Origin of the sequence: Flavobacterium flavigenum (assembly GCF_027111255.2) — a bacterium.
Taxonomy (GTDB): Bacteria; Bacteroidota; Bacteroidia; order Flavobacteriales; family Flavobacteriaceae; genus Flavobacterium; species Flavobacterium flavigenum.
Genome location: NZ_CP114285.2, coordinates 4000962 through 4019104, shown reverse-complemented (window position 1 = coordinate 4019104; position 18143 = coordinate 4000962). Strand labels below are relative to the sequence as shown.

Here is an 18143-nt window from a genome sequence, read left to right as displayed (position 1 = left end):
ATTAAGTTAATTTTTAAAGTTATGTATTAGCCATTGTTACTACGATTACTCTTCCTCCTTCTTCATTCGAAAGCAATATTTTTTTCCCGTGTGTAAGTTCGACCATTGTTCCTATCGGAATTTCTTTGTTTTCTGTTAAATCTTTTAAAGATGTGAGTTTTTGATTTACCATTACCCATTTGTCCTTAAAGAACGTAAAATAACCTACTGGCACTTTTTGCAGCAGGGTTAATTTCTCATTTCTGGCAATATTACGATTAACATGCCATTGAAACAAATATTGATCATTATAAACCATCAATCTGTGATTCTCGGGCTTCCAGGTTGTTTCCTGAAACTGATAATACAGGTCTAAAACGGGTAATGTTCCTTCATGAGCCGTACTGCAAAAAGGGCATTTTGGTCTGTTTGTATTATCAAAAACATACCATTTTTGCTCGCAATAGGTATTATGGCATTTCTGCATTAAATCTGTCGTTTTCAAAAGCGCTGTTTCCCACTCTTCTGCAGTTGGTCTCTGCTTCGGATCGTGAAGTCCGTCTATGAAAACTTTATCAAATAATGCTTTTAAATACGGCCCTGTAATGGTATACGGTAATTTGCTGATATCTGCCCAAGGTAAATCCCATTTTGAAACCTGATTGATTTTTGGTCTGTTAGTCGCATCTGTCGGGTGTTCTATAAAAATTGCCTTTTCTCCCATTGACAACAAATCATCTTTTTCGGTATCAAGATCATGAACCTTTCCTCCTTTTAAAGGATGTCTGTGCAATAAAAACATATAAATCAGAATAGGAAGCGAATGCAGATCGGTTAATCTGTTTGGCAGTTTTCTTTCAGGATCTGTTTTATGTAAATGTTTTGTGGCAAGTACTTCTGGCGCTATAAAACCAGGTGTTCCGATTACTTCGGCAGGAAATAATCCGGGAACAACCAAACCGTCAATATCAATTATACACGCCGATTTTTCGATTGGATCTACTAAAACATTATTATGTGACAAATCGGAATGTGATAGACCCATTGCGTGCATTTTTTTAACGCCGCGCGTAAGGTTTACACAAATCTGAAAATAACTCAGCCAGTCTCCTAATTCTGAATTTGCAATACGCAAAGGATAATGCGGATTTCTAAATTTTGAACTCGAAAACCATAATCCGTGTTTTTCTTTTCCTTGAATTAAATCGCTGGTTTGATATCCTTTTCTAAAGAAAAATTTAGGTTTATAAAGCGGTACAATAACTCCAGTTAAGCCTTTATAAGTGATAACATCTGTCGGCCATCTGAAGATATCATTTATATAATAATCGCTGGCTTCTCCTTTTTGAATCTGATCAAAATATTTATTGGTTATTCGCTGCAGTCTTTCTTTTTGGTTATCATCCAGCTGTTCTCTAAAAATAGCAACAACGTATCTTTTGTCTGGACTAAAATAAACGTCTTTTACACCGCCGCGCATCGGTTCGCCATTATCTTCAAATTGATAAGACTTGCTGGTATCGTTTATGGATTGTACTGTAACTATATTCATTATTAATAAATTATAACCAAAGTCCTGTCATCATGATTTCCAGGACTCCAGAAATCCATCCAAGTAGAAAGCTGCGCTTCAATATCTGAATCATTTTTAAAATCAACTTTGGCATTGTCTTCATTATTTCCATTTAAATCGGAGAGAAACTCTTGCCATTTTTCAATTTTTTCAAGATTCGCTTCTACAACAAATTTCGGATCGTAAATTCCGTCTGTCATTAACATCAAATATGAAAAATCATCAACTAATTTAAAACCGAAACGTGATGGATAATTTTCGTTTTGAAAAATTTCCGGCATTGTAATAAATCGTGTTCCTCCTCCAAATTCTCCAACATCTATAACATTCATCAAAGTTATTTCTGTACAATTTTTATTCACTAAAACAATCGGACAGTCGCCGACTCCAAAGGTCAAAACAGCATAACCAAATTCATATTTTTTTACCAACGCAAAAATTAATGTCGAGTGAAATTTATTTATTTCTTCGTCAATATTTTTGGCAAACTCTTCTATTTTTTGATTGACGAAATGAGCCGCTTTTGATAAGCTTTCATAAACAAAATGATCTATTTTATTTATTGATTCTTCGTCTATTTTATTTTTATAATTGAAAAATATCTGGTCTAATTCGCTTAGATTTTCTCGATCTAAATTTTCTTCAAAATATTGAACAACAGTTTCACAAGCTAATTTTGATCCTTTTCTGGATAAAGAAGCAGAACCAGCTCCGTCAGAAACCGCTAAAATACTCCATCCGTTCGAAAAATTTCTTAACGCAAAATCGTCTTCTCTAAAAGAACCAGCATTGGCGTGGCTTCTGCCTCTTTTAGAAACGGCAACAATTTTTTTATCTAAAAATCTATCCGAAATTGTATCAATATCTTTTTTATTGAAAGGTGCATTTTGATCGCTTTCAATATTTTTCCACAATGATTTTGGATCTGGATTGATGATAAGGGTGATGTTTTTTTCGTTTAAAACCGATTCTTCATCCTCTTCGCTTATCTTTACTTTAAAATGGAATTTTATTTTAAAATCACCATTTATTTTGGGAGTTCCGTGAATGATTTTTTTATCATTATCAAAAGAAAGTCCGGTATCTTCTAAGTTTTTAATTTCATAAAAAACAACATCATGCCATTGTAATTGGTCAAAATCAATTTTTGCTTCATAAACTTTATTGACAGTTCCGTTTGGCAAAAAAACAGACTGATTTATAATATCATCAATTCGATTTTTCAACATCCAATTGCTCATAATCATCTGCTGTTTTTCTTTAATTATTTTTACAGCATTAATGTTTGATTCATTATGAATAAAATCCTCAAAAAGCTGCTGTTTACTTTCTGGAATGTCTATTTTATTTTGAGATAAAAAGGAATAAAGATATCTTTTGGTCTCTTCCATAAATATTATCCTTAACTATTATCCTTGCGTTCTATTAACATCAAAACCGCCTTCTCCATATCCGTAAGAACCTTGATTATTACACCATGGACAAGTACTAATTTGTTCGTCTCCAATACAATGTATTTTTTCGCAAATACAAACAGCAAATGCAATTTGATTACCACAGCACGGACAAGTCGGATTTCCAATCAGTTCTTCGGTATTAACTTTAGTGTTAAATGTTGTGCTATCGGCCAATTCAAAATAAGAATTATCAACCTGATACGCTCCAACCATTTTATAATTTTTTGAAGCCAATTCAATACCTGCATAAATTGACGGTGCAAGTGTTTTACGGTACTTCATTAAATAAGGCCTTTTTGTATTTTGACATTTTCCGTTTAATACCACAAAATTGTCATCAACATATTGTTTGATTGGCTCTGCTTTGGTCAAATCTATTTTAGAAAGTGTTTCGCCGTCTAATTTTGCCAATTCAAAACCAGATGCATTATTTTCTACACTAATACTGCTGGTTTTTATAGAATCTGTAACCCATCTAAAAAACTCTTTATAAGACTGTGCATTTGTATTTTTAAAATGAAGTACGTTTTCTGTCAGCTCTCCAAGTAATTGATTATCTGTTTCGTCTCCAAAAGACACTGCAATTAGGTTTGCAGTTCGCTGCCAATTTGTTTTCCATTCATTGATTGCTGCTTTTGTATCGTCTGTCGGAACGCCGTCTGTAAATAAAAATACAATTGGTTTCCAATCTCCTTTTACTTCATAAGTCGTTTTTACAATATTACTTCTTAATTCGAACATCAAATGTCCTAAACCTTTACTCAAAGATGTACCGCTCCCGATTGGAAACTTCGGAGGATAAAAACTAACTATTTCTTGTAACGGAACCAATGTTTTGGGCTGGCCTGCAAAAACTATAATCGACACATAAACAGTCTCTAATGCATGCGGATCTGTTTTTAATGCCTGAATAATTGTCGCTAAACCTTCTTCAACTTGCTGGATAGGTTCGCCAACCATTGATTCTGAAATATCAATTAAAAAATATATAGGTAGTCTTCTCATTTTAAAGGAGTTTTAAAGAGCTTAGAAATAATAACAAAAAGGTTTTTATGAGATTACGTTGTTTTTTTAGATTAAATCACAACGGTAATTTCGCTCGGCGGCGGAGGCAGTGTTACGTTTTCTCCTGTTCCCTGGCTTTTGTTTCCTTGCTCAATTGTTTCAGAAACCCATTTAAAAAATTGCTTCAATGTAGAACTATCAGCAGAATCCAGATGTACTACATTATCTGTAAGTTCTTTAAGAATGCTGTCGTTTGCCATATGACCGGCAGCACAGCCTACGACAGCAGCAAAATCCTGTGCTTTTATTTCTGTAATTTTTTCTCTATATAACTGAATATCCGAAGGTTTTCCGTCAGTAAATACAAAAAGTAAAGGTTTCCAGTCTCCTTTTTGGGTTGGAGAACTTTTTATTACTTCAGTTTTAACTTTTTGAAGTACAAATTCTAATCCTGCGCCAGTATTGGTTGGACCACTTTGTGGACAGGTTATTTCTGGAAGTTGAAAATGAACCAATTCTGTCAAAGGCACAATTTCTTTTACTTCTCTGTCAAAAGTTATAATACTGATCCACAGCGAATCTAAGGCTTGTGCATCTGAGCGTAATGTATTGATCATGCCGCTCAAAGCGTTATTAAGTGCCTGAATAGGTTCGCCGTACATGGAACCAGACGTGTCTAATAAAAAATATACGGGTAGTCTTCTCATATAACCTTGCAAAAATGATTGATAATAGAATTACAAAAATTTAAAACGGTAATAATGTAAATGTATATTATAGGTAGGATTCTACAATTTTGTGAATAGTCTGCCCTAAGAAAGTATCATCTGTAGGATCTCCAATTGCACTGAACTTCCATTCTCCATTACGTTTGTATAATTTACCCATAATAATAGAACGTTTGTTTACATACTGCGCTTCAGCCGAAACATTGTAAGAAGCAAATTCTGAAGTTACTCTTGTTGGAGTACCTTCATACATTCTGATTTTTGCATACGGGATTTGAGAGAAATCTTCTTTTCCTGCATTGTTTAAAAAGAAAAATATCTGGCTTACTTTGGCATCAACTTTAGAAAGGTCTACGGTAATAATTTCATTATCCAAACCATCGTCTCCACCGGTATCCCCGGCAAGATCATCTCCGGTATGCTTTAGAGCATTGTCAACAGTTATCAATTTACCTTTTGGCAGACCAAATTGCTGTAAAACTTCGGCTCTGTACAATGGAGAATATAAGTGGTCACAAAGTTTGTTTTGGTCATCAATAAGTACACAGCTTAAATCTAAGTCTACTTCTGTTACATTTTTTGATAATCCTAAAAAACCTTTTGTTTCAATTGCACCCCAGTTTACACCAACGCAAAAATTGGTTAAGGTTTCACCGCTTGATTTTCGCAAATCAATTTTTTGTCCTTTGGTTAAGTTAATTGCCATACTTTTTAATTGGTTTTAAATTAGTTATATTTATTCAAATAATCTTGTAAACCACCTTTCATTCCTATACCAACTGCTTCAAATTTCCACTCATTGTTTCTTTTATAAATTCTTCCAAATTCTACTGCAGTTTCAATAGAAAAATCTTCATCCAATTCATACTTAACCAATTCAGTATTTGTCTGATCCAGAATTCTGATGAATGAATTTCTGATCTGCCCAAAATTCTGTCTTTTTGTATCTGCCTGATGAATCGTTACGACAAAAGAAATTTCCTGAACATCTGGAGAGATTACCGATAAATCTATCTGGATTTTTTCATCATCTCCATCACCATCTCCGGTTAAATTATCTCCTGTATGAACTACTGCCCCATCAGGTGATTTTAAATTATTATAATAAACAAAATGGTTGTCATTCGGAATTTTTCCGTTTGCACCAACTAAAAATACTGAAGCATCCACATCAAAACTTGAACCCGTGTTACTTGAATTACTATCCCATCCAAGACCTACCGTAAACTTTGGTGCATCAATACTTTGTCTTTGTCCTTTTTCTAAGTTAATTGCCATTTTATATCTTTAATTAATATTTATATTCAACATTGTTTTTAAAATATTGGTTTGTTCATCAACATTTTGGAGTTCTTCCAGAAAATCTACCGATGAAATTTTTTCATGATATTCCTTTAATACTTCTAAAACATTTTCGGGCAGCGTTGTTTTTATGACACTTAGTTCGCGCTTCAATTCTGCATTTTTATTTTTCAGACCTCTTATAATTTCTTCTTTTGCGGATCCGTTTTTCGAAATATCAATATCTTTTGCAACTTCTTCGTTCAAAAAATAAAATGATTTTTCATTGGCTACAAAAACAAATTTATCGTTAGAATCCCTAAACTCATAAACCTCAATTATTTCATTATTACAAACCAGTCCGCAGGAAAACTTAATTTTGAAATTCAGGATATTCAAACGCCCAAGAAGTTTTTTTTCAAATCTCGCATATGGATTTTCATACACACTTTTATTCAGCTGCGACAGTTTTTCGTACTGTTCAATTGTAATTTCCCTGTAATATTCGGCCTGAATACTTTGAGAAAAAGTGATTATATCATTCCAATTAAAAAAAACATCTTTTTCAGAAACAAACAGCTGATAGAGTTCTTCTATCTTTCTGGACATATTTTGAGCATGCAGCTGCATTTGTCTGGCAAACTTACTTTCTCCTATTTCCAGTTTTAATTTTGATAAAATATCTTCATTAATATATATTTCATCGCTGATTAAAACATACTGCTGTTCTTTTGATTTTTTGATTTTTTGAAACAGATCAATAAGACTGCTTGTAAACTGAATATGAAAGAGCTCTAATTTATTAATATCTAATATTCGGTTCTTTTCAAAAAGAGTATGAATGATTTTTGTCCTTACCAAAATTCCGACAAGATCCTTGTGGTTAAAGAAATTGGATAACAATTCTAAAACCACAAGTTTTCTGTTACTGTCTTTTATTATTTGAAGATATCTTTCTTCTTCTTCCTCCTGCATTTATCTAATTTCCAATATTCAATTTGTGTAAATTTCTAGCTTACAACGCCTTTTTTCAGTTCTTGTTCCAGACTTTGTAAACCGGCATCAAGCTGTCTTCTTGTTTTTGTACCCTGCTCGTGTATTTGTTTTACTTCTGTCAAAGTATCGATCAAAGATTTTGTTGTCATTTTCAAGGTTTCAAGAGAAACAATGGTATTTTCGTTTTCTCTCGCAACTTCAATACTGTTTTGTTTCAGCATTTCTGCGTTTTTCTGCAAAATCGTATTGGTTGTTTCAGAAACTCTTCTTTGAACTTCAATATTCTGTTTTTGCCTTTGTAAAGCAACTGCCAATGTAAGCTGGTTTTTCCAAACCGGCATCGTAGTAGTCAAAATAGACTGTGCTTTTTCTGCAATAGAAGTATTATTGTTCTGAACAACTCTAATCTGCGCTAAAGACTGCAGCATAATAAAACGTACAATTTTCATATCAGCAAGACGTTTGTCTAAACGATTAATGAAAGTTCTTTTATCAGAAATCTGATAATCCTGATATTGTGCACTGTTTCCTTCCATTACAGCAAGTTCTTCGTTTAATTCTTTAAAACGAATCTGTCCTGCAATAATGTGTTTTTCCATTTCTTTGATCAGATTCACATTCCCGTCAAACATAGTCTGAAGCGCACTGTTATCTTTCACAGAATTAATCATTCCGGCTTTAACTTTATTACTGATTTTTTCAATATTTACAGTAATTCGGTCATATTCCTGGAATAATTTTTTTACATCAGTAATTAACTTATTTAGTAATGGAATTTTAGAAATAAATCTCTTAAATGGACCTTGATCTAACTGATCAACATCTACATAATTCAATTCTGTAAGCAGATCGTTGATTAAAGTTCCTACTTCTCCTGAGTTATAAGTTCTTACATTCGTTAAGAAAGTATCACTCTGTTTTGCAATAGAGTTTTGAATTTCGGCACCATAATTCAGAATTGAATTGGCATCATTCTCGTTTAACTGATTAGAAATAGATTTGTAATTGTTTACATCAGCTTCGGTAATCGAAGCTAAATTTACATTTCCATCTTTGTCAATCAATGCATTATTTTCCTGAGTAATCAATTGATTTTCTGACATGACTATAAATGATTCTGTTGAATTGTAACGATTGTCTGCTCTAGTTTTTTATCGTTTGTAGGTACTCCAACTGCGCTAAATTTCCATTCGTCATTTCTCTTATAGAAAACACCTAAAACCATAGAAACATTTCCGGCAAAAGTAGCATCATTTGCAATATCAAAACGTGCAAATTCCTGAGTTACTTTTGTTGGGGTTCCTTCATAAATACGAATAGAAGCAAATGGAATATCTTTAAAATCCTGACCTCTAAAACTGTTTATAAAAAATGCAACGTGATTTGCAGCAGGAGTTAATTGAGTAAAATCTAAAGTGATAACTTCATTGTCTAATCCATCATCTCCGTTTAAATCTCCTGTTAAATCATCTCCACTGTGTTTAATAGCGCGATCATTCGAAATTAATTTTCTAAAGTTTACTGAATCAATATGATTTTTTTTATCATCATAAACCGCACAGCTTGCATCTAAATCTACGGCTTCTTTTTTTGTTCCAAAGAATCCCTTTTTTTCAATTGCACCCCAATTTACGCCAACACAAATGTTTTGTAATTTTGTACCGTTACTTTTTTCAAGATTTATACGTTGTCCTTTTTCTAAATTAATTGCCATATTTTAGTTATATTTATTTAAGTAATCTTCTAATCCGCCTTTCATTCCAACGCCCATTGCTTCAAATTTCCATTGACCGTCTTTATTGTAAATTCTACCGAATTCAACAGCAGTTTCTATAGAGAAATCTTCTTCTAATTCGTATTTTACCATTTCAGAATTATTGCTGTCGTCTACAATTCTAATGAATGAATTTCTAACCTGTCCAAAATTTTGTTTTCTGTTTACGGCATCATGAATGGTAACTACAACACAAATTTCTTTCACAGAAGGATTAATTTTAGTCAGATCAATTTTTACTTGCTCATCATCTCCATCTCCATCTCCTGTTAAGTTATCTCCTGTGTGAATAACAGACTCATCCGGAGATTTCAAATTGTTATAAAATATAAAATGGGAATCAGATAATATTTTACCATTATCTCCCAGAATAAAAACAGAGGCGTCAAGATCAAAACTCGAACCTGTATTGCTGTTGTTAGTATCCCATCCTAAACCAATAGTAAATTTTGGTGCATTTATATTTTCTCTTTGTCCTTTCTGCAAATTTATAGCCATAGTTTAATCTATTTTTATTACGTTAATATTCTTTTTATATTCTAAAATCTGATGGTAATTATTACTTATAGCAAGATGAAATAATTCGTTGCTTTTCTTTCTTGAAATATTAGATATCAAAAACGCAAATTGTTTATCATCAAGGCTTAAAATAAATTTTACGATTCGCGTATTGTATTGAAAATCTTCGCTATTTACTATAGAAACAATATCTTCTACATTTTTTACAGCAAAATAATTGTAATGATTTTCTATTTTCGGATGAATCTCTTTGTTTATTAATTCTGCAAAATAAACAAATACGAAATCTCCCTTAACATCATATTGATCCAGGATCTTATTTACAGTATGTTCATGACTTCCGGTTATTTTGATATCATCAACAAAGATGCAAAACTTACCTTCAATAAAATTACGGTCTATGTAATAGGTATCATTCGAAATTAATTTAACACGCTGTTCAAAATCCAGATTTCCATAATCTGTTACATAAGTTTGATTTCTGTAAATTTTAGACTCAATGCAAGCCTTTTTACCATTTTTAAACAAGAAGCTATTAAGCTCTTTTTTAAAATAGTAGCATAAAAAATTAGAAGCCGTTGGAATTGATAAATAAGGACTCGGCAGGATTACAATATCTTTTTCAGACAAGATTATATCTTTAAATTCCGCAACAAATCCATCAAAGAGTTCTTCTGCAAATTTCTCTGCATAGAATTTATCTCCAAATTTAAACCGACTGTATTCTGCTTCCTTAAAAGAGCAGTTGTCTTTTTCTGTTATTTTGTGTAAACTGTAACTTTTATTCACTTTTATATTTTTAAGAGATGAGCGTTAAAACCAAATTTCAAAGCTCCGCTGTAATCGGCAACACTATTGTCGCCAATATGTAAAACATCTTTTTTCTCTATTTTTTTATATTTATTAATTTCATCAAACACTAATTGATAAATCTCAGTATTAGGCTTAGAAAATCCAACTTCGTCAGAATAAATCTGGAACTTAAAATAATCCAGCAAATCGTAATATTTCAATAGTTTTCGTAATGTAAAACCTTTAATGAAACCTGTATTACTCAAAACACTGATTGTTTTGCCTTCATTAGTAACATCATCAAACATTTTTTGAATATTAGTAAAAATTAAAACCGGTTTATATTCTAAAAACAATTCCTCAGTATGATTATAAAACTGAGATAGCTTATCAGTTCCATATTTACTAAGATCTACATTAAAAGCTCCTAAAATTAAATAATATATTTCGTATGTTTCTATATTTAATCCTGTGTTTTCGTTAATATTATTGCAAAGAACATCATAATATCGTACTACTTCATTTACTTTTTCAATAGGTTGTTCAATTTCGAAAAAATCCCTGAACAACAGATTTCTTTTTTGCTTGAATTCTGGATTCGATTTTATTAATGTAAGCCACAGATCAAAAGAAAGGTGACTGTAATTATCATAATTTATTTTCAATTGTATGTATTTTAGAGGCAATTAATTCCTTTGAGTAAATCTCTCCTGAAAGCTTATTTTATTTGATTATTTCCCCGGAATAATACTTCTCAAGAAAAAAGCTTAAGTCTGCTCTGTAACCAATACCTGACGCTTCAAATCTCCAGTTATTATTTCGTTTGTACAACCTTCCAAACTCTACACCTGTTTCTATAGAAAAATCTTCATCTAATTCATATTTGGCAATTTCCTGACCGTTACCATCATCAACAATTCTGATATATGAATTTCTAACTTGTCCAAAATTTTGTTTTCTTCTTTCAAAATCTTCAATTGTAACTACAAAAAGAATTTCCTCTACATCATTGTCAATTTTAGTAAGATCTACTTTTATCGCTTCATCATCATCACCGTCACTATTTCCACCTGTTGGATCATCACCTGTATGTTCTAATGCACCATCAGGAGAAGAAAGGTTATTGTAAAAAACAAAATAATTTTCTCCCAAAAGTTTTCTATTTGCATTTATCATGATAGCAGAAGCATCTAAATCAAAATCATGCCCCGTACCCTCATTTGGGTCCCATCCTAACCCAATAGTAATCTTCGATAGCCCAATATCAATTTTTTGACCTTTCTGTAAATTTATAGCCATTACAATATCTAATTATAATTTTATACTATACAATAATACAAAAAAGCAAATCATTAAAAATATAGCCATCTGTTAAAAGCTAAATATTTATCAACAAAATAAAAAAATATCCTACTAATTTAAAAGGTTGATTGTATGTTATCACAACCATTTCTGTAACAGAAATATCATATACAAAACAATTCAGAAGAGTTAAATACAAATAAATATGCCAAGTAAAATCAATATTTCTATCTTTACATACATTATTACTAATACCAAATAAAATTAAAAAACGGATATATTCATATGTCGTTTTTAAAAAATTAAAACCTAAAAAATGTTTAAAAAAGGATCCAAACTAAATAGTATTTTAACAGGGAGTTGTCCTAAATGTCAAAAAGAGAGCATGTATGTGGATAAAAATCCGCTTCATTTGACTAACACTCTCAAAATGAATGAAAACTGTAGCCATTGTGGGTTAAAGTATCAACTTGAACCGTCGTTTTTTTACGGCGCAATGTATGTGAGTTACGGATTAAATGTTGCTGTAGGGATAGCTGCATTTATAGTTTCGTTTGTGTTTTTCGGTGCCACAATTGAGCAGTCATTTTTAGCAATTGTTATTACCTTAATCGTTTTATTTCCCTTTGTTTTAAGGCTAGCCAGAAATTTATACATTAATATGTTTGTTTCTTATAATCCTAAGGCCGGCGAAAAATAGTAGACTTTAAATATCTTTTATGGAAACGTTTAATATCTGCCTGAGGATCAATCGGATTTCCTTTTTCGATATGATTAAACAATAGTAGCGCTAATGAAGGACCAAGCATTACTCCCCGGGTGCCTAATCCATTTAAAATATGAAGGGATTTATGTAACTCATGAGTTCCTATAAGAGGCCTTCTATCAGCAACTGTTGGCCGAATACCGCCAAAATGTTTTACGATTTCAAAATCACATGTAATAATTTCTTTAATGCGTTCTAAAAGTTCTTTTTTTCCTTCTTCTGTTGGTCCCGCTGTCTTGTCATGCCAATTGTAAGTAGCACCAACTTTGAAAAGATTTCCTCCTAATGGCAGAATAAAAACACTTGTGTTTACGATAACATCAAGGTTTAGATCCGGAGCTTTTATTATGAATAATTCCCCTTTTGTCCCATCTAGTGGAAGATAATTAAAGAATGGATTTTTATGTAATCCATAACCTTCCGCAAAAATAACATGTTTAGCCTGTATATTTTTATATTGAATTCCTACGTCTAAAAACTCAACAAGACTACTGTCAAAAGTTTCTTGAAGCAATAAATTATTTGCAATCAAAAATTGCTTGTACTTTTCTACCAACAATGATGTATTTACATATCCGGTATGCAAAACTTCTCCATAGCCATAAGGAGAATCTATACCGTTAAACTTTTTAGAGATTAATTTAGTAGATAAAAATGGTTCCAGATTTATTTTGTCTGAAGCAGCAAACCAATTGTTCTGTTCTTCTATTGAGAAAAACTTTCTTAAAACAGGCATTTTAAAATTAAATTTCTCCTTCAGTTTATCTTCCATCTGACTATAGAAATCATTCATTAAAGCCAATTGTCTTTTAGCGTCCCAAACCTCACTAAATCGTTTCAAAATTACCGGATTATATAAGCCGCCTGCAACTTCAGAAGAATTCTGAGATGTATTATCAATAACTAAAATTGTCTTATTGTTTTTAAGTGCAATTTCAGAAAAAGAAATTCCGGCCAATCCAGATCCGATGATTAAATAGTCAAACATGTATTAATGGTAAATAAAAAACTCTTACTACAAAAGTAGTAAGAGTTTTTGTTATAATGTGATTTTGGAACTTAGTAATTCCACATATCTTGTTCGAAATTACGAATCTTTTCTTTTACTCTTTCAGACTCTAACAATTGGTTTTGTGCATTGTCTTTCATGTATTCTTTAATCTCACGATCTCCATACATATTTTCTTCTTTATACACAACAGCATTAAAACGTCTAGAATTTAAGATTTGATCAAATGAAATAGGAAGAGCTGAGTTATTATCGTTAAAAGCTTTTGCTTCATGCAAAACTTCTCTTGAATTTGGATAAAAAATCCAGAATAACTCAATATAATCCTTTTCATCGCTGTTCATAGTATAAACATCAGGAGTTACCGGACAAATTCCAAGTAAACGATATTTCAACTCACTTTGACGTTTGTCAAAATACCAATATCCTTTAATTTTATACTGAGAAACATCTGCAGCAGTTAGATCTTGTTTTAAAATATATTCTGAAGGAACTGTTCTTGTAGGACCAACAACTTCATCTACATAAGTAACTACTTTCTTCTTACCGGTACCAGTAACAACCTTTTTCTTAACAACACGAGATTTGTAATCATCTGGATATTGGTTAATAAGTTCCCTACCTGCATCTGTTGTATCAATACGTGACAATGATCCTTCGATGTCTTTCAAAGATTTTTTAGTATTGAAATAACTATCAGCATATACCTCAGTTATTTTGCCATTTTTCATAGCTTTCGTCAAAACATCATAAAGCGAACGTCTATCAGAACCAATATTAGCTGTATCTACCGGAAAATATAAGGGAAAGTTGATCTTCTCATTTAAATCAATAATTTCCCAGGTAGTTTTCCCCATTAATACATCTCTATCATCTACATAACCATAAGCCAAAGGCTTGTCATTATCTGAGATAAGCTGTGCAGGAGTTTTAAGTCCAATTTGTGCAGGTGTCTTCGCATTAAGCAAGTTAGATTGCGCAGTAGAAGTATAACTTCCGGCGATAGAAACAATAGCTATTAAAAAATTTCTTACTTTCATCATGATATCATTATAAGATATTGAACGTAGTTTTACCTACTTTATTATTGTATTTCGTAAATTACCGGAGCGGTTCTTGGCAATAAATAACTTCCAGCTCCAACAAGTTTAGTTTTAATTTCAGAAATAGTAACCTGATCTCCTCTGCCTGCTTTAGCAAGAACTGATTTACATTGTGCATTCATTTTGTTACCATTCACTACAACTGTAGGCTGACCAGCAATTTTTAAATTGAATCCAACTACATCTAAACCAACTTCAAAATCGAAATCAAGCAATTTAGCACCTATTGTAGCAATTTCTAAGTTAGATTTAGGTCCTTTAACAACACCCATCTCACCTCTAATTGTACCTGTTGGACCAGGAATACCTTTAATTCTGAATGTTTTCTTGTCTGTAACTTTATCTCCGTTTGGTAATGTACCTGTAACAGAAATAGTAGCCTCTGTACCTGAACCTGGGCTCATATTGTATTTACCTGGTTTACCTGCAGAATTTAATCCTGGTGCACTTGCAACAATTTTATTAGCATCAACACCAGCAAAAGAAACAGAGATTGGATTAACAACACCTCTATAAACAACATTCATTTTATCGGCAGAAATTGTAGCAGAATTTGGTCTTGGAACTACAACATATTTTCCTGAAAATTTAAGCGGAATATTTTTACCATCTTCCAAGAATGTAAATTGACCATTAATGTCTTGCTCTCCTACACCACCTGCGGTTAATGAGATAACAGCTTGACCATTAACGATTTGACCAGGTCCTTGGAATGAAGTTGGCTTAGTATTTTCATCATAACGACCTAAAACTACTTTACCGGTTACTTTTTCACCTTGGAAATATGCATTCTTATCTAAAACTACAATTGCCTGATAGTTGCTGTAAGAAGCAGCAGCAACTGCAGCTTTTCCTAATGCAGCACTATAAACATCTGATTCAGCTTTTTGAACATCATTTTGCCAAGCTGAAAGTTTAGCTAACGAAGCTACGGCTGGAAAACCTTTAAAGTGATAAGCCAAGTACTTATCTTTCAAGCCTTCTTTATTTTTAACATCAGAAACATCAAATTTCTTTTCAATTTCTGCAACTATAGCTGCATACTTTTTATCAGATAAAGCGACTTTCATGTCAGCCTTGTATTTCTCGATTTTAGAAATGATTTCATTTCCTTTTGCAGTATATCCTTCACCTGTAAACCAGTTGTCGATATTATCTCCTTTGTCCATTGCCTCATAAGGCAATTTCCCAGTCTCTTTATCAGTTTCAAAACCTTTCAAAACATCGCCTTTTAATCCACCGATGTATGCATAAAATTCTTTTGAAGCTGATTCAACTTTATGAGCTGTAACTGCAGCAGCGGCAAATTCTCCTTTTGCTTCAGCAGCTTTTTGATCAAGTGAAGACAATAGTCCTGCATTCGTTTGCTCAGACGATGTATTTGCACTTTCAAATTTTTCATTCATTAATCCAAAAGCAGACAATACTTCTTTGGACATATTCATTGCTAACATTGCGATGAAAACCAGATACATCAGGTTAATCATCTTCTGTCTAGGGGTTAATTTTCCTCCTGCCATTTTTTTCTAATTAGTTTTTATTAATAAATTTAATATATAGTTAAAAACTAATTATCCTTTGTTACTCATTGCAGAAAGCATACCACCATAAACATTGTTTAAAGAAGCAATATTAGCAGTCATAGATTGCATTTGCTCTTTCAATTTAGATGCATTTTCAGCGATTTCTTTATTAGCGTCAGCATTTCTTGCTGCACTTTCTAACTGAACTTTATATAAGCTGTTTAATGACTCCATTTGAGCAGCAGCCATTGACAATTCTTCGCTGTATTTTTTAGTAGATGCGATAGAATCTACAGTTGGAGCAATTCCTTTAGCAGCTGATTCGAAATTTTTAATACTGTTTCCTAAGCTTGACATTAACTCTCCGTCGATTTTAGCCTCTTTAAGCATTACATCTAATTTTTGAGATAATAATCCCTGAGCGTCAGATGGAGCCTCAACTTTATCAGCTTTCTTTTTTGGCTGACCATTTGCTAATTCAGGATACACAAGAGTCCAGTCTAGTTCATCTTCTACAGGTTCAAAAGCTGATAGTGCAAAAATTAACGCTTCTGTAACTAATCCGACTGAAAGCATTAAGGTACCTGTTAAAGGTCCAATTTCGAAGTGAGTAATTTTGAATAAAGCTCCAATAATTACTACTGCCGCTCCCATACCATAAGCGAAATTCATTGCTTTTTTACTTAATAATGCCATAATAATACTTTTTTAGGTTTTAATTTAGATTTAGATTTGGTTATTGAATTGAATTTAATTTATTTTTTACTTCCTGTAGCCTGAGTACCCATATAATCCTGTACGGTTCTGAACCCAATATAACTTCTTGCAGAATCCGCATATTCATGATCACGTGTTCCTACTTGTAAAAAGTAAGCCACATCTTTCCATGAACCACCACGAACAACTTTTCTTTGATTATTTCCATCAATCACGTTTGGATTCATGGTTGAAACATATTCATACGCATTTGGATTATAAGCCGAATCAGTCCATTCTGAAACGTTTCCTGCCATATTATACAATCCATATCCATTCATTTCATAAGATTTTGCCTCTACAGTATACAAAGCTTCATCTGCTGCATAATCTCCTCTGCTAGGTTTAAAGTTTGCCATAAAACACCCTCTGTCACTTCTTGTGTATGGACCACCCCAAGGATATGTTGCAGATTCCAGACCTCCCCTTGCAGCATACTCCCATTCAGCTTCAGTTGGCAATCTGAAAGCATTAACTAAGTCACGCCCTTTTTTCTTTGATTTTATATAACTATTTTTATTTAAAGTTCTCCATGCACAGAAAGCCTTAGCTTGTTTCCAGGTTACCCCTACTACAGGATAGTCTCCGTATGCTTTATGCCAAAAATAATCATTATGCATTGGCTCATTATAAGAATAAGCGAAATCTTTAATCCAAACAGCGGTATCAGGATAAATCGGCACTTCTTCTGTTTTCACGAAGTCTTTTCTTTTACCAACTTTAGCTTTAGCAGCAGCCTGAATATCCATCCATGAATAACGGAATTTTAATTTATTTACATCAATTGTTCTCAACCCATTATAAGATTCTTCAATTGGCAAATACATTGAATCCATTACCTCAGCATAATATTCGTCTGGATAAGCTTTTGTATCTTTAATTAATTTAACTTTTTTGTTTAATTTTCTTCCAGCATAAGGATCATCTTTTGTTCCTACACTGTAATAATTATCATACATATATTTATCATATGCAGTCATTTTCTCAGGTTCAGAATCATTAAATGCATAATCGGCAATACTACCCGCTTTTTTACCTGTTCCTCCAGCTGATTTTTGTCCGGTTTCATCAGCCAAAATAGCCAAACGAACCCTCATTGTTGAGTCTTTTACCCACTCTACAAACTGACGATATTCAGAATTTGTAATTTCTGTTTCATCCATATAAAAAGAACGAACTGTTACAGTTTTAGTAGGTGCATCTTCTACCGCTGCTAAATCACCATCGGATTTACCCATGATAAAAGATCCGCCTGGAATCAAAGTCATTCCATAAGGCTTTTCAGGATGCCATTTTCCTCCTTGCACACCAACTAATTCGCCTTTATCACCGGATTTACCACAGCCAATTACTAGTGTTAACATTGTCGCAAATGCAATAAACTTCTTCATATAAATTTGGGATTTCTATTCATTATTATAAGTCGTAAACGTATTTATTATTTTTTAAATAAACAATACTATATCTATATTTATTTCAGCGGTCAAAATTAATGTTAAAAAAAATAAAAAAAAAATATTTTATCAAGAAAGAGTTAAAAATAATAGTCGTAAAATGCCATTTTTTATGATTAATGTTTT

Annotated in this window: 19 protein-coding genes; 1 reads left to right on the top strand and 18 read right to left on the bottom strand. The window is 32.4% G+C overall.

Features of this window, described 5'->3' with window-relative positions:
• Positions 1–19 precede the first annotated feature (19 nt).
• The 13 genes from OZP09_RS16780 to OZP09_RS16720 form a co-directional block, all read right to left on the bottom strand.
• Positions 20–1531 carry a helix-hairpin-helix domain-containing protein gene (locus tag OZP09_RS16780; RefSeq protein WP_269234836.1) on the bottom strand — a complete coding sequence of 504 codons (1512 nt, stop codon included), beginning with the start codon at positions 1529–1531 and terminating at the stop codon, positions 20–22.
• A gap of 2 nt (positions 1532–1533) precedes the next feature.
• Complete coding sequence (locus OZP09_RS16775) at positions 1534–2943, bottom strand: PP2C family serine/threonine-protein phosphatase (RefSeq protein WP_269234835.1); 1410 nt, start codon at positions 2941–2943, stop codon at positions 1534–1536.
• Positions 2944–2961: 18 nt separating this feature from the next.
• Positions 2962–4014, bottom strand: a complete 1053-nt coding sequence (locus tag OZP09_RS16770; protein ID WP_269234834.1) for a TerY-C metal binding domain-containing protein — start codon at positions 4012–4014, stop codon at positions 2962–2964.
• Between the two features lie 71 nt (positions 4015–4085).
• Entirely contained in the window at positions 4086–4721 is a 636-nt protein-coding gene (locus OZP09_RS16765; protein WP_269234833.1) for a vWA domain-containing protein, read from the bottom strand.
• Between the two features lie 67 nt (positions 4722–4788).
• Entirely contained in the window at positions 4789–5448 is a 660-nt protein-coding gene (locus OZP09_RS16760) for a TerD family protein (RefSeq protein ID WP_269234832.1), read from the bottom strand.
• Between the two features lie 20 nt (positions 5449–5468).
• Positions 5469–6020, bottom strand: a complete 552-nt coding sequence (locus OZP09_RS16755; RefSeq protein WP_269234831.1) for a TerD family protein — start codon at positions 6018–6020, stop codon at positions 5469–5471.
• Between the two features lie 9 nt (positions 6021–6029).
• On the bottom strand, positions 6030–6998 hold the full coding sequence (locus tag OZP09_RS16750) for a hypothetical protein (RefSeq protein ID WP_269234830.1): 969 nt from the start codon (positions 6996–6998) through the stop codon (positions 6030–6032).
• Between the two features lie 35 nt (positions 6999–7033).
• The gene (locus OZP09_RS16745; protein WP_269234829.1) at positions 7034–8122 is read right to left on the bottom strand and encodes a toxic anion resistance protein; all 1089 of its coding nucleotides are present in this window, start codon (positions 8120–8122) and stop codon (positions 7034–7036) included.
• A gap of 2 nt (positions 8123–8124) precedes the next feature.
• Positions 8125–8733: a TerD family protein gene (locus OZP09_RS16740; protein ID WP_281309689.1), complete on the bottom strand. Its 609-nt coding sequence runs from the start codon at positions 8731–8733 to the stop codon at positions 8125–8127.
• A gap of 3 nt (positions 8734–8736) precedes the next feature.
• Entirely contained in the window at positions 8737–9291 is a 555-nt protein-coding gene (locus OZP09_RS16735; RefSeq protein WP_269234828.1) for a TerD family protein, read from the bottom strand.
• Between the two features lie 3 nt (positions 9292–9294).
• Positions 9295–10101, bottom strand: a complete 807-nt coding sequence (locus tag OZP09_RS16730; RefSeq protein ID WP_269234827.1) for a phosphoribosyltransferase family protein — start codon at positions 10099–10101, stop codon at positions 9295–9297.
• Positions 10102–10103: 2 nt separating this feature from the next.
• Complete coding sequence (locus OZP09_RS16725; protein ID WP_281309688.1) at positions 10104–10769, bottom strand: HAD family hydrolase; 666 nt, start codon at positions 10767–10769, stop codon at positions 10104–10106.
• Positions 10770–10827: 58 nt separating this feature from the next.
• Entirely contained in the window at positions 10828–11403 is a 576-nt protein-coding gene (locus tag OZP09_RS16720; RefSeq protein ID WP_281309687.1) for a TerD family protein, read from the bottom strand.
• Positions 11404–11722: 319 nt separating this feature from the next.
• On the opposite strand from OZP09_RS16720, the gene OZP09_RS16715 reads away from it, so the two are divergent.
• Positions 11723–12106, top strand: a complete 384-nt coding sequence (locus OZP09_RS16715; protein WP_269234825.1) for a DUF983 domain-containing protein — start codon at positions 11723–11725, stop codon at positions 12104–12106.
• On the opposite strand, the gene OZP09_RS16710 is transcribed toward OZP09_RS16715, so the two are convergent.
• The 5 genes from OZP09_RS16710 to porK form a co-directional block, all read right to left on the bottom strand.
• Positions 12087–13160: an NAD(P)/FAD-dependent oxidoreductase gene (locus OZP09_RS16710; RefSeq protein ID WP_281309686.1), complete on the bottom strand. Its 1074-nt coding sequence runs from the start codon at positions 13158–13160 to the stop codon at positions 12087–12089. The genes OZP09_RS16715 and OZP09_RS16710 overlap by 20 nt on opposite strands.
• 71 nt (positions 13161–13231) lie before the next feature.
• Positions 13232–14221, bottom strand: coding sequence for a type IX secretion system ring subunit PorN/GldN (gene porN, locus OZP09_RS16705; RefSeq protein WP_269237897.1), 990 nt, complete (start codon positions 14219–14221; stop codon positions 13232–13234).
• A gap of 44 nt (positions 14222–14265) precedes the next feature.
• On the bottom strand, positions 14266–15804 hold the full coding sequence (gene porM / locus OZP09_RS16700; RefSeq protein WP_269234824.1) for a type IX secretion system motor protein PorM/GldM: 1539 nt from the start codon (positions 15802–15804) through the stop codon (positions 14266–14268).
• Between the two features lie 51 nt (positions 15805–15855).
• Positions 15856–16503, bottom strand: coding sequence for a type IX secretion system motor protein PorL/GldL (gene porL / locus OZP09_RS16695; protein ID WP_223678844.1), 648 nt, complete (start codon positions 16501–16503; stop codon positions 15856–15858).
• A gap of 59 nt (positions 16504–16562) precedes the next feature.
• Positions 16563–17954: a T9SS ring complex lipoprotein PorK/GldK gene (gene porK / locus OZP09_RS16690; protein WP_269234823.1), complete on the bottom strand. Its 1392-nt coding sequence runs from the start codon at positions 17952–17954 to the stop codon at positions 16563–16565.
• Positions 17955–18143 lie beyond the last annotated feature (189 nt).